Source organism: Companilactobacillus muriivasis (assembly GCF_036246245.1).
Taxonomy (GTDB): Bacteria; Bacillota; Bacilli; order Lactobacillales; family Lactobacillaceae; genus Companilactobacillus; species Companilactobacillus muriivasis.
In genome coordinates this window covers 174,868-188,205 of sequence record NZ_BTTQ01000003.1, presented here as the reverse complement: position 1 = coordinate 188,205, position 13,338 = coordinate 174,868, and the positions used below count along the sequence as shown (strand labels likewise).

Genomic DNA, 13,338 nt, shown 5'->3' with positions numbered 1-13,338 from the left:
AAGCGGCTTAATAATATATTTAATATCACCTTGAAACATATGTTTGACTAAACTAATATTAGGAATGAGTATAAGAGAATACGGAGGGTTTATTTTGAAAAAGAGTACATCATTACTATTAAGCGGAGTTTTGGTTTCAGGTATGGTACTTGGAACAATTGTTACACCCGCAACAGTTCACGCATCAGACGATGCAGCTGCCGTTACACAAGCTGATAAAGATGTTACAAATTCAGTGACTTATTATGGTAGAGCAGGGGCTCAGTTGCCAATACTCCCAATTAAAGTAACTGGTACTGTAGGAGCTCCCATTACAACGGTTCCAGACGGCTATACTTTAATTGATGGTGAAAAGCCTGTCTTTACAGATAGTAGTACTGGTAGTGTAGGAGTTGAAATCACACCAATGATTTCTGTTAAAGTTAACTTTGTTGATCAAAACAATGGTCTAGTTAAGACAGAAACAATTAACGGCGGTGACGGTAATGCTTACACACTTTCAACATTGCCAGCTGGTTGTTCATGGCCAAAAGATGCCGACAAGACAATTACTTTGGCAGCAGGCAAGGAATATAACGTTCCCGTTGACAGACAAGTTTCAAATACAGTGATTTTCAAAACTTCTGACGCAACTGAAGCCGGAAGAACTCAAGTATTCGGTGATAAAGCTGGCGACAAAGTAACTTTGACCGCTGATCAAATTCCTGCAGGTTACACAGTTATTAGTAATGACCTAACACTTCAAAGCGATGGCAATACACAAATGATCGCCGTTACCAAGAACGTTGAAGGTATCACACCATTTACTGCCACAGTTAGAGTCGGTAGTAACCCTACAACTTTGTACACTGTTGACGGCAAGACTATTACAAACCGTCAATTAGCACCAAAGAGTGACTGGAAGACAGCCAACAAGCTAGTTCTTAATGGCAAAGCTTACTATCAAGTTGCTACAACAGAATGGGTTCCAGCTGATAAAGTAACTGTAGTTTCACAAACAAACGAAAATACTGATACAAATTCAACTGTTGAAAAGGCTGACAGAAAGACTGTTACAACTAAGAATGTTGACTACACACCACTTTATGATGGTAATGGTAAACAAGTAAGTAACCGTGGTTTGGGTAAGAGCTCAGCTTGGGCTACTGATCAAATGCAAACAATTAATAATGTTAAATATTATCGTGTCGCAACTAACGAATGGCTAAAAGCTTCAGATATTGCCTAAGTTAATTGACGAAATGACTGTGAATCGATTTATGATTCATGGTCTTTTTTTTATCCCAAAATCAACTTAGTAAAGAAAATTTACAATTTTCATAATGATTTGGCGAATGTTACTAAGACATTATTTTTAGATTAAAATAATCTGATAAATTGACGCTTACATAATTAAAATATTATGAATTTATAAAAATAAGCTAGTTAAATATAATTGCCTGATTTTAGCTAAATTAATAAAAAACTCAACTAAATTTAAATATGTGATTTATTTATTGCTAAAATATTTCGGATATAATATATTGTTCTTGCCTTATTGAATGTAAGGAATAATTTTTTTTCGGAGGAAAATGAGATGAAATTAGGGAAGAGCTTAATTATTACAGGTTTATTGTTTTCAAGTATTTTAGGTAGTGTGAATGTGGGTAGCATTACTGCTATGGCTGCTGATGGCGATATTCCACCTGTAGTAGCGTCAAATGAAAAAAATAGAACAATCAGTATTAAATATATTGATAAGAATGGGAAAGCCATTACTGACGATGAATTTCTATCAAGTGCTTTGAGTTCAGTAAAAGTTTTGTCTAAAAACGCAACAGTTTCCGCTAGTGATTTGAAATTGCCAGAAAACTATGCTTTAGATGAAGGTGAAGGTATAGACACTGTTTCTGTTTCAGATATTTCAACAGGTATAAATGTTAAGGTAAAAAATGAACCTAAAGATTCAGTGAAAGTTAAATATATTGATCAAGATAAAAAAGATGTGACAGATGCTACATTATCAGCAGTACTTACTTTGAAAGATACAACAAAGCAAGTGAAGTCTGTTAATTTGAATATTCCTGATGGATATGAATTTGTTAAATATGAAGATGGTCTCGTAACTCTTCAGAAAATTACAAGAGTTGATGTAAATATTATTTTTGTAGATGAAAATAATAATCCAATTGGTAAAACTTCAAAGATTACAAATAAGAATCGCAATGAGGCAGTATCCGAAACTGAAGTTACTGCTCCAAACGGATATACAGTATTAAGCGGTCAAAGTGTTACTGTTGGTAAAGCAACAGATAGTAATAAAGGTGATTTTTATTCCGCAAAGATTAAAGTTAGAAAGAATGTGCCAGCCACTTCACATGCGGTCAGCAGACCCGGAAAACATGGTGGTTATGTAACACAAAGATTACGTGTTTCATTTGTAGATCAAGATGGCAATGAAGTAGGTTTCCAACAACTAAATGGTAAAGCAAGCTTTGATACCAAAATCTCAGCACCAAATGGCTATTCACTTGTAAATGCTAACGAAGCAAACATCAAGTTTGATAAGAGTGGCAACAAGGACCTTAAACTTAAGGTTACAAAGAACAAGCCAGTTTCAACTATGGAAGAAGGAATTGTTACAACAAACAGTGGCGACTTCAAACACCTTTACACTATTGAAGGTAAAGATATTACAAACCGTGGTTTAAGTGGTGATTCAAAATGGTACACAGACCAATACGCAACAATCAACGGTGAAAAAATGTTCCGTGTAGCAACTAACGAATGGGTTAAAGCTACTGACGTTTATAAATAACATTTTCAAAAATTGAGTAAAGAAAAACGCAATCCAAAATCCGGATTGCGTTTTTTTATATCCTCTAGAAGTATTGCAACAAGTCAGCCTCAGTTAACTTATTCTTTTCTTCCTGATTCAAATCTAAAATAATTTCACCTTTCTTCAAAACAACCAAACGATTTCCATATTGCAATGCATCGGAAAGGTCATGTGTAATCATCATGCAAGTTAATTCTTTTTCCAAAATGATGCGGTTAGTTAATGCCATCAAGTCTTTGCTTGTTTGTGGATCCAGAGCCGCTGTATGTTCATCTAACAGTAGTAACTCAGGCTTCTGGATAATTGCCATTAGGAAACTCAACGTCTGTCTTTGACCACCTGAGAGCTTTTCAGTAAATGTATTCAAACGATTATCCAATGTTGGCAAGTTTGAAATTAATTTTTTGAATTCTTCCATATGGTCATTTAATTTACGTAATCTTAAACGTCTGGGTAAGCCACGTCTTTTGGCTAACAGTAGATTTTCAGCCACGGTCATTCTGGGAGCTGTACCAGATTTTGGATCCTGATAAACTCGGCTGATGTGACGGCTACGTTTGGCTAGGTTTTCGCCAGTAATGTCGTCGCCATTTAATAAAATTTTGCCAGATGTTAGTTGGTTAGTTCCGGTAATTGCGTCTAATAATGTTGATTTACCAGCACCATTTGTTCCGAGGACAACTAAGAAATCTTTGGGATTAATGGTTAAATTAATATTATTTAAAATGTTTAAATTGTCATCGTCATTGTAAATAGTTTTAACGGCGTCTTTAATTTCTAGTAATGGTTTCATTTCGTTTTAACCCCGTTTCTCAAAGTGTGTAGGAATTGTGCTCGAATTGTTGGTAATGCCAAGCAAAGAGCCAAAATGATTGCTGAAATAAGTTTCAAATCGTTGGTGTTGAACCCTAGTAGCAATACGATCATCAAAATCAAACGGTAGACGATACTACCAATGACAACGGTCATGAGACGTACGCTAAGTGGAACATCAGGGTAAATAACTTCACCGATAATGATGGCAGAAAGCCCGATAACGATGACACCGATACCCATGTTGACGTCGGCAAATCCATTTTGTTGGGCAATCAAGCCACCAGTTAAAGCAACGATTCCGTTAGAAACCATTAAACCGATAAATTTCATGACAGTTGTATTGATACCAAGGGATGCGGCCATTGTTTCGTTATCACCAGTTGCGATAACAGCCTGACCTTTTTCAGTATTTAAGAAGATAATTAATAGGAAAATTATTAAAGCAATAATAATGATGCCTAAGATGATGCCGTTAAAGTTGGTTGGTAATTTATCTAAACCGAATTGGTTAAAGATATTAGTTGATTTAGTTAGTGACATGTTGGCTTTACCCAAGATTCTCAAGTTGATTGAGTAAAGGGCAGTCATTGTTAGGATTCCGGCTAGCAGAATCGGAACGTTGAGTTTGGCGTAGAGAAATGCGGTCGCAAATCCAGCTAAACAGCCAAAGATAAAGGCAATCAATAGTGAATACAATGTTGAGTGACCACTTTGAATCAAGCTGATAGCAGTGACGGCACCCAATGGAAAACTTCCTTCAACGGTCATATCAGGAAAGTCCAAAATTCGGAAGGTAATGAATAACCCGATGGCCATGATGGACCAGATGAAACCTTGACTTATAGTAGATACGATTAAACTCATTTGATTATTTGTCCTTTCTTTTGAGCTTCCTTAACTAGTGAATCTGGGAATTGAATATTGAGTTTCTTGGCCATCTTTTCATTGAGCATTAAGTGACCTTTCTTCATAAATGTAACAGGTGTTGTTGCAGGATCTTCTTTGTGTTCCAAGATACGAACGACATGTTTACCAGTTTCTTCACCGAGTTCATATTGGCTGAGTCCGACTGTAGCGAGTCCGCCGTCTTTAACCATGGTAGTTGCAGCTGGGAAAACAGCGATGTTTTGTTTAGCAGCGATGGAAGAAAGTAATTTCATACCAGAGGCCACAGTGTTGTCAGTTGGAACGTAAATTGTTTGAACGCCTTGTGCTAGAGCTGTTCCGACTTGTTGAATATCGTTAACTGAGTTGATGCTGGAAACTTTAACTGTCAAACCTTGTTTCTTGGCGATTGCTTCCATTTTCTTCATTTGGCTAGTAGCGGAAGCATCGCTGGATGTATAAATAATACCGATAGATTTTAGATTAGGAATAACTTGTTTCATTAATTTCAATTGAGCTTCTAGTGGAGCTTGGTCAGAAACACCAGTGATATTGCCACCAGGTTTTTGGTTGTTACTGATGATACCAGCGCCTTCTGGGTCAGTGACAGCACCCATGACGATTGGAATTTTTGAAGTGGCGTTCTTCAATGATTGAACGGAAGGAGTGGCGATTCCGACTGCTACATCAACGTTATCTTGAACGAATTGTTTACTGATAGTTCTTAGATTACTTTGATCCCCTTGAGCATTTTGAAATTCAATTTTGACGTTCTTGCCATCAATGTAACCATTTTTCTTTAATGTGTCATCAATTCCCTTATTGATTTGGTCCAAAGCGGGATGTGACATCAGCTGGAGAACCCCAACTTTCGGAATCGCGTTTTGCTTTTGGTCATCGGCGCGTCCGGTATAAAAGTATGCAAAAATTAAGAACATTGCTAGTGCAATTAGTGTTACGTAAAGTCTTCTCGTATGTTTCATCGTATATATCCCCCAAATTAAAAAGGCAACCCCATACAGTGTGGGATTGCCTTAAATAAATAAAATACCCACATGGCTAAATTTGTAAAAAAATTTTTCCATGCGGGCTTTGAAATTATCATAGTTTAATAAGCCGACACGGATTCAATCCTATTCAGACTGAATCCATATCGGACCAATCTGAGTTATCGGCTTTGCCAACGATTATTTACGATGTTTAGAGAATTTAGATTTTTCATGATGTCTATCTCCTAACAAATTTGATGTTTCAAATATATTTCAACATGACCATCTTGTCAACCTCAAATTTATAATGAAAAAAATATTAAATATTTTCTGAAAAAACATATAATGTAGAAAGGGGAGAAATTCGAGGCAAGTTCATGAAAAAAAAATTACGAATACTGTTGCTGGTCGGAGTAATTGTGGCATTTGTCACTGGTTTAACATACTTTGACAGCTTCATGTATCACGATCCAATTATCAAGGTTACTCAAGTAAAGCAACTTGATAAGAGTACCTCAACTGACGAATATAAGAATACCGATACTCAGATTACGCAACGAGTAACGGGTCGTCTCCTGAATACGAATAACAAAGGAAAAACAATTTCCTTCAAGAATACTTACTACAATTCTCAGTTAACGGATATTAAATATACGGCCGGGCAGCAAGTTATTCTCACTAAGAGTGGACACACTTATATACCAAAAAATTTGAAGCGTGACACGGTACTAGTATTTACTGTTGGCTTAGTTGTTTTCTTAATGTACTGTATGAAATTTGATCGCCGAAAGTTATTTATCAGTATTCTAATTAATGTCATTATTTTTTATGGGTTTTTAAATATAATTATTAAAACACACAATAGTATTTTGTTACCGCTGACCGTTATAACGGCGTTATTAATATCGGCAGTGGCGTTATTAGTTATCTTGGGTCCTAGTTATCAGGCGTTAATGGCGTACTCAAGTACGGTCATTGCAACGACTGCCGCACTATCTTTGAGTATCTTTGTATTGAGTATGTCTGGGTATAGCGGTGTGCATGTGGAATTGAATGATTTCGAATTGCAACCGTACAAGGGCGTTTTCTTTGCCCAAGTTATCTTTAGTGTTTTAGGGGTTATTTTGGATGAGACGATGGATATTTCTTCATCATTGATTGAAATGAAAAAAGAATTAGCCGATGTTAAAGAGGCAACTTTGTTCAAGTCAGGTATCAATATTGGACGAGAATTGATTGGACCATTGATTAATATCCTCTTATTTATTGTGATTGCTGAGAACTTGAATGTGGTTTTATTGTACCTAAGAAATGGCAATTCAATCGGATATACAGTCGAAATGACTTTAGGCCTAGGGCTGACGCAACTTTTAATTAGTGCTATCGGAATTATTTTGACAGTTCCAGTGACGAGTTTTATTGCCAGTAAAGTAATTACAAAGAGGGTGAAATAATGCTGTATTTATTTTTGACCTTCGTTGTCTTACTACTGTTGGTCACAGGTACGCGTGGATTCACATTATTGTTTGGTTTAGGGATCAATGTTTTCTCAATCATTGCGCTATTGATATTGATTGCGGACGGCTTCAATGCTTTGATTACGACATGTATTATTTCAATAATTATTTTAGTAGTGGCAATTTATATGAACGTCGATAATCCAAATACCGCCAGCACGGCGTTTAAAACTTCCCTGATGATCATGGTCGTAATTTTGTTGATTACGATTCCTTTGGAATATTGGGCCAGTGCTCAAGGGATGGCAGCGGAAAATCAAGATGAACTCGAAGGGTTTTCTTTGGCAGCCGGAATATCATACCCGCAATTAGCAATCTCAATTATTGTCATCAATAGTTTGGGAGTAATTTCCGAAACAAGCGTGGCAATCACCAGTGGTTTGAATGAAATTGTTGAAAACAAACCAACACTGACACCATCTGAAATCTTTGACGACGGATTCTCAGTTGGTAATAAAATTCTAAATACACAAACGAATACGTTACTGTTTAATTTCTTTGCTTCAACATTCCCATTATTTTTCGTAATCCATTCATTAGGATATAAATTTACCGAAGTGTTGAATGATAAGTTAGTTGTTGCGGAAATATTAACAACTTTGATTTGTACGATAGGGGTTATTTTGACAGTGCCAATAACATCTTATCTGGTCTATCAAAAAGCTAATAAGAAAGTAAGCAAACAACCAAGCAAGTAGATGTGAACGATAACAGAATTCTTTGAAACCGTTGCCATAATTACGTAATCCTCCTAAGATAGATGTTATATGAATTGGGAATGTGTTCTTGTTAATTTCTAAAAGTTGAGAAAAGAAGATTTGATTTTTCATCTTATAGAAAATGGACTAGTTGGAAGAGTTGAGAGTATTTATCCGCAGCGAAAGTGGCGTTATGGCTTTAGCCATTACCCCACCGGACGTGTTGGAGACTTTCCGGTCTTTGGAAAGGCTTCAACCGAGGTTCGAGACCGCTCTTTGGCTCGAGCCGTTCCGCGCAGCAGATGAATACTCTCAGCTCTGGAGACGGCACACTTCAATTTCAATTAATTGAAAAAGGGGAGATTAAATAATGGCATACAGTGATTGGTGGAAGAAATCGGTCGTATATCAAGTTTATCCACGTAGTTATCAGGATAGTAATGGCGATGGAATTGGTGATTTACCAGGCTTAACAAGTCGGCTACCTTATATCAAAGATTTGGGCGCTGATGTAATTTGGTTAAATCCAATTTACAAGTCACCTGACAAAGATAATGGTTATGATATTAGCGATTATCGCAGTATCCAACCTGCTTATGGAACAATGGATGATTTTGACAAGATGTTACAAACAGCCCATGTTTTGGGACTCAAAATTATGATGGATTTAGTTGTCAATCACACGTCTGACCAGAATAAGTGGTTCCAAGAGAGCAAGAAATCTAAGGATAATCCATATCGTGATTATTATGTTTGGCGTGATCCGGTTGATGGACATGAGCCTAACAACTGGGGCTCTTACTTCAATGGCTCAACTTGGAAATTTGATGAGACGACTGGTCAATATTATTTACATCTCTTCGCTGACGGACAACCTGATTTGAATTGGGAAAATCCTAAGGTTCGTGATGAAGTTTGGAACGTTATGCGTTTCTGGCTTGATAAAGGTGTCGATGGTTTCCGTATGGATGTTATCAACTTGATTTCTAAGCCAGCAGGTTTGCCAGACGGTGAAAAAGCTCCAGATGAGAAATATGCCGATGTTGGCAAGGTAGTCGCTGACGGTCCACGTTTAAATGAATTTTTACAAGAAATGAATCAGAAGGTTCTTTCGAAATATGACGTTATGACGGTGGGTGAAATGCCTGATTCAACGCCTGAAGATGCGATTAAATATACTGGATTGGATTCACATGAATTGAACATGGTCTTCCAATTTGACCACGTTGGACTTTCAGGTAATCCCGATAAACGTTTAGGTAAATGGTATGACGAACCGGTCAAACTAGTTGAGTTGAAGCATTCTTTGAGCAAGTGGGAAACTGAACTCAATGGCAAAGGCTGGAACAGTTTGTACTGGAATAATCACGACCAACCTCGAGCAGTTTCTAGATTTGCGACTGATGACCCAGAGTATCGTGTTCGTGCAGCCAAGATGTTGGGGACGACGTTACACATGATGCAGGGAACTCCTTACGTTTATGAAGGAGAAGAGTTGGGCATGACGAATGTTCACTATACGAAGCTTTCGCAATATGAAGATTTGGAATCGTTGAATGCTTACCATGAATTTGTCGATGATGAAAAAATTGTCGATAAGGATTCAATGTTGAAGTATTTGTCAGTTCACTCACGTGATAATGCTAGAACACCAATGCAATGGGATAAGAACAAAAATGCTGGTTTCACTAGTGGCAAGCCATGGTTCGAGTTGAATCCTAACTTTGGAGAAATCAATGCTCGTAGTCAAATTGAGGATGAAAAGTTTGTCTTTAGTTACTATAAGAAGTTGATTGATTTACGTCATAACAGCGATTTAATTATTTATGGCGATTATGAATTGTTGGATCCAGAAGATGAGCAAGTATTTGCTTATAAACGCCGTTATAACGATGAAACTTTGCTAGTTATCAGTAACTTTACTAAAGAAACTGTCACAAGAGATTATGGTCAGTCGAAAGGTAAACTGTTGATTGGTAATTATGACGACGATTTGGATATGGAAATTCGTCCTTATGAAAGTAAAGTCTATCTATTTAAATAAATGATAATAAGGTCATGCCAATAAATGGTGTGGCTTTTTTTGTAACAAAAAAGGAAAACCGTAGGTTTTCCTAAAATTATAATTGACCATGTTTATTATTATTCTTTCTTATAAAGTGAAACACGATATCTGATATCAGAAGTATCGGGGTAAACAAAATCAGAAATTTACTATTTATCATAATAAAATAAAACTCTAACAGAGCCATCAATAATAAAATGAATTTTAAGGTAATAACTAAATCTTTATTCACTATAATCATCTTCTTAAATTGATAGTGAATGGGAAAGATGCTTTTGAGTACACTATTAATTTTCATTGAAATTATAGATTCATGCAATGTTGTAATCAATTATCAAATATATACATAATGTTAATCTAAAAAATCATCATCTGTATTGAAATGCAGAGGGTGATTTTAGGATTAACTATTTTTTTCGGCCAATTTTTCAGCCATTTCACCATCAGGATAAACTGTTAGGGTATCTGCTTTACCAGTGAATAAAACTAATCCTGGTTTAGCACCCTTTGGTTTATGTAACTGGCGAACTTTCAAAACATCAACTGGAACTTGTTTCAAACCGCGGCCCTTACTGTAATAGGCAGCCAAACTAGCAGCCTCAAGCAGTGTCTGTTCACTTGGATTAACACTGTGAATAACCACGTGTGATCCAGCCAATTCACTGACATGCATCCAGTAATAATCTTTTTTAGCTGTGAGTGTTAAATGGTCGTTTTGAACGCTGTTTTTACCAACTTCAACTAGAACATTGTCGGTCGTGTAGAAACGACGAGGATGAGCTGGTTCCGGAGCTTTTGATGAATGCAAAACTTTAGTCTTGATAGCATCTTCATCGATTAATTGTTGTTTAACTAATTTAGCTTGCGCCTCATCTTCAGCATCGAATGAGTGTTGACGTTGTAATTCTTTATGTAACGCCGTTTCAGCCTTTGATAAATTGCTTTTGATCGTCTCAAGTCCACGTTTATCACGGTGATATTGATGAAAATATTCTTCAGCGTTTTCCATGACTGATTTGTCGGTATCTAAGTAAATCGTGATGTCCTGATTAGGATGGCTGTAGTCTGGTAAAACCACGTAGCCTTTTTGTTCATCAATTTGATTGACGTAAGTTTTTAGTAGGGTACCTTTAACTTGTAAAATTTCGGCATCACCGACTTTTTTGATTGCTCTTTTCAGTGAAGTAATTTGTTTTTTCGTGTGGTCAATTTGCCAGGCCATAGCTTCGATAACTTCAGCAGCAGTAGATTCTTGTTCAGTAGACATTTTTGGACCTCAATTCTTAACGTTGTACTTTGAGTATAGCATTAAAAAAAGAGCTCTATTTTACTATAACTCTTTTCCGGCTAATTCTGCTTTGGCATAAGCATGATCTAAAATTTCGATAGCGTGCATCGGATCTTTATCCATACCTTCAGCGAAGACACCTGAATAATCATCGACGCCCATCACGTGCAACATAGTTTGTAAATATTGGTCACCTAAATCATAAATCATTGAATCGTTTTGAATTAGGTTGTTGTGATAGTTGCCACCACAAGATTGTAAGTGAATTGCTTTTTTACCATGTAAATTGCCAATCGATAAACCTTCAGAGTTGTAATGGAAAGTCTCTCCGGCCAGCATGACCATATCGATGTACCTCTTCATTTCAGCAGGAATAAAGAGATTGTACATCGGATTGACGAAAATATATTTGTCGGCGTTGACGAATTCATCGACCCATTTTTTACGGGAATAATTGAAACGCTCTTCATCGGAATCCAACTTACTTTTGGCGAGATTCTTGTTATAAATTGAAATCGCGATTTTGTCTAATTTGAAGGGCATATACTCCGAGATGTTATGGACAACAATTTCATCATCAGGATTTTTGGCAGTGTATGAATTGATAAAGTGTTTGTATAACTCATGTGTTGAAGAACCCTTGGCAGTTTCAGGGTGTGCATAAATTACTAGTACTTTTGGCATATTAAGGAAATCCCCTTTCTACAAATTTACTTATATTATATATCTGAATAAAAAAACAAACTCACTATTGTGTGAGTTTATTTAAAAATTCCACCTACAGGTGTGAGAAAAATGAAGTCTGCTGTGTGGACCGGTTCGAGCCAAAGAGCGGTCTCGAACCTCGCTTTTGAGCCGAAACCCATGTCTCAAAAGACGTCCTGTGCTGTAAGGGCGAAACGCCCTAACACCACTACCACTGCGGACTTCATTTTTCTCGCACCCTCCGGTTCGTGTGTCTGTTCGTTGTTTTTTATTAGCAATATTTGTATAGATTACGTTGAATTGTATATCGTGCATAAATAACTTGGATATTACTATTAACCAAAATAGTGCAAAAAGGAACGGAAGAGATCTATGGTAAGTCGTTGCCCGCTGCGAAGTATACGTCGTACCACTCTTGTTTAGTTAATTCGATGTCTCCACCTTTGGCACTGTCAGCGATGTGCTCTGGATTCATTGTTCCGATGATAACTTGGATGTTAGCAGGGTGTCTTAAAATCCAGGCTGCTGCGATGGCATTCTTACTTACGTTATATTTGTCAGCTAATTTTTGTAAAATTTCATTTAATTCTGGGAACTTGTCATTGTTGATAAATGTTCCGGCAAACATACCGTATTGGAATGGTGACCAAGCTTGAATTGTAACGCCCATGCGTCTTGAAAATTCAAGGATGCCGCCATCGTGGTTGATTGAACGTGTGTCAGTCATGTTTGTGTGCATACCGAAGTCAACCATACCTGTGTGCATGATGCTGAATTGAAGTTGGTTGAACATTAATCTTTGGTCAACAGCTTCTTGAACTAGTAAATATTGTTGAGGATTGAAATTTGAAACACCAAAGTGGCGAACTTTGCCAGATTTTTGAAGTTCATCGAAAGCTTCAGCGACTTCTTCTGGTTCCATCAATGGATCGGGACGGTGTAATAGGAATGAGTCCAGGTAGTCAACGCCTAATCGTTCCAAAGAGCCGTCAACGGCATCGAGGATATGTTGCTTAGAAAAGTCATATCTTTTGCCCGAAATAATGCCACCTTTTGATTGAATGTAAAGCTTGTCACGGCTAACACCACTCTTTTTTAATGCAGCACCAAAGACTTTCTCAGAATCTCCGCCACCGTAAATGTCAGCAGAATCAATAAAATTGATACCGCTGTCGTAGGCAACATCAATATCCTTGGCTGCTTGTTCTGGAGTCAGGCTGTTCATGCGCATGATACCAAGTGCTACCGCAGAAGCTTGCCAATTTGTGTCACCAATATAAAGTTGTTTCATATAAATGTTCCTCCAATTTTTATATATCAATTTAATTATTAGGTGTCATTCTATAGAAGTCAACCTAAAAGATTGCGCTTACAATATGTGTGCCTTCTGGAAAGATATAAAACAATGGTCTATATAGATGTAAGAACACGACCAATTTTATGTAAAAATCCCAAAATAATATTCCAAATATGAAATATTATTTTATAAATATTATTTTTTACCGTGTAATATTGAAATTTTGTTCAAAAGTTGTATCATCATAAATGTAAACGATT

The 13,338-nt window shown here is 36.8% G+C and carries 11 protein-coding genes; 5 read left to right on the top strand and 6 right to left on the bottom strand.

The genetic code is table 11. The features are described 5' to 3' along the window. Positions 1-94 precede the first annotated feature (94 nt). The gene (locus tag AAA923_RS05220) at positions 95-1,228 is read left to right on the top strand and encodes an SLAP domain-containing protein (RefSeq protein ID WP_338215190.1); all 1,134 of its coding nucleotides are present in this window, start codon (positions 95-97) and stop codon (positions 1,226-1,228) included. 348 nt (positions 1,229-1,576) lie between these two features. Then, positions 1,577-2,797 carry a MucBP domain-containing protein gene (locus AAA923_RS05215; protein ID WP_338215188.1) on the top strand — a complete coding sequence of 407 codons (1,221 nt, stop codon included), beginning with the start codon at positions 1,577-1,579 and terminating at the stop codon, positions 2,795-2,797. 64 nt (positions 2,798-2,861) lie between these two features. On the opposite strand, the gene AAA923_RS05210 is transcribed toward AAA923_RS05215, so the two are convergent. Genes AAA923_RS05210 through trpX form a run of 3 tightly spaced genes read right to left on the bottom strand, consistent with a single transcriptional unit; the run spans position 2,862 to position 5,502 of the window. Then, positions 2,862-3,611, bottom strand: coding sequence for an ABC transporter ATP-binding protein (locus tag AAA923_RS05210; protein WP_041499084.1), 750 nt, complete (start codon positions 3,609-3,611; stop codon positions 2,862-2,864). After that, on the bottom strand, positions 3,608-4,498 hold the full coding sequence (locus tag AAA923_RS05205) for an ABC transporter permease (protein ID WP_338215185.1): 891 nt from the start codon (positions 4,496-4,498) through the stop codon (positions 3,608-3,610). Before AAA923_RS05205 ends, AAA923_RS05210 begins: the two co-directional genes overlap by 4 nt. Next, positions 4,495-5,502, bottom strand: coding sequence for a tryptophan ABC transporter substrate-binding protein (gene trpX, locus AAA923_RS05200; RefSeq protein ID WP_338215183.1), 1,008 nt, complete (start codon positions 5,500-5,502; stop codon positions 4,495-4,497). Before trpX ends, AAA923_RS05205 begins: the two co-directional genes overlap by 4 nt. 383 nt (positions 5,503-5,885) lie before the next feature. Between trpX and AAA923_RS05195 the strand changes: the two genes are divergently transcribed. From AAA923_RS05195 to AAA923_RS05185, 3 genes are all read left to right on the top strand, one after another. Beyond that, positions 5,886-6,962, top strand: a complete 1,077-nt coding sequence (locus tag AAA923_RS05195; protein WP_338215181.1) for a YibE/F family protein — start codon at positions 5,886-5,888, stop codon at positions 6,960-6,962. Then, positions 6,962-7,723 carry a YibE/F family protein gene (locus tag AAA923_RS05190; RefSeq protein ID WP_338215179.1) on the top strand — a complete coding sequence of 254 codons (762 nt, stop codon included), beginning with the start codon at positions 6,962-6,964 and terminating at the stop codon, positions 7,721-7,723. Before AAA923_RS05195 ends, AAA923_RS05190 begins: the two co-directional genes overlap by 1 nt. Before the next feature lie 370 nt (positions 7,724-8,093). Beyond that, on the top strand, positions 8,094-9,767 hold the full coding sequence (locus tag AAA923_RS05185) for a glycoside hydrolase family 13 protein (protein WP_338215177.1): 1,674 nt from the start codon (positions 8,094-8,096) through the stop codon (positions 9,765-9,767). Between the two features lie 424 nt (positions 9,768-10,191). Here the strand turns inward: AAA923_RS05185 and AAA923_RS05180 are convergent, their stop codons facing one another. The 3 genes from AAA923_RS05180 to AAA923_RS05170 all read right to left on the bottom strand — a co-directional run bounded on the left by AAA923_RS05180 (position 10,192) and on the right by AAA923_RS05170 (position 13,072). Further along, positions 10,192-11,055 carry an NFACT RNA binding domain-containing protein gene (locus AAA923_RS05180; RefSeq protein WP_338215175.1) on the bottom strand — a complete coding sequence of 288 codons (864 nt, stop codon included), beginning with the start codon at positions 11,053-11,055 and terminating at the stop codon, positions 10,192-10,194. Positions 11,056-11,118: 63 nt separating this feature from the next. Beyond that, the gene (locus tag AAA923_RS05175; protein WP_338215173.1) at positions 11,119-11,760 is read right to left on the bottom strand and encodes an FMN-dependent NADH-azoreductase; all 642 of its coding nucleotides are present in this window, start codon (positions 11,758-11,760) and stop codon (positions 11,119-11,121) included. Between the two features lie 391 nt (positions 11,761-12,151). Next, positions 12,152-13,072 (bottom strand): aldo/keto reductase, encoded by a 921-nt coding sequence (locus tag AAA923_RS05170; protein WP_338215171.1) that lies wholly within the window; start codon positions 13,070-13,072, stop codon positions 12,152-12,154. Positions 13,073-13,338: the final 266 nt, after the last annotated feature.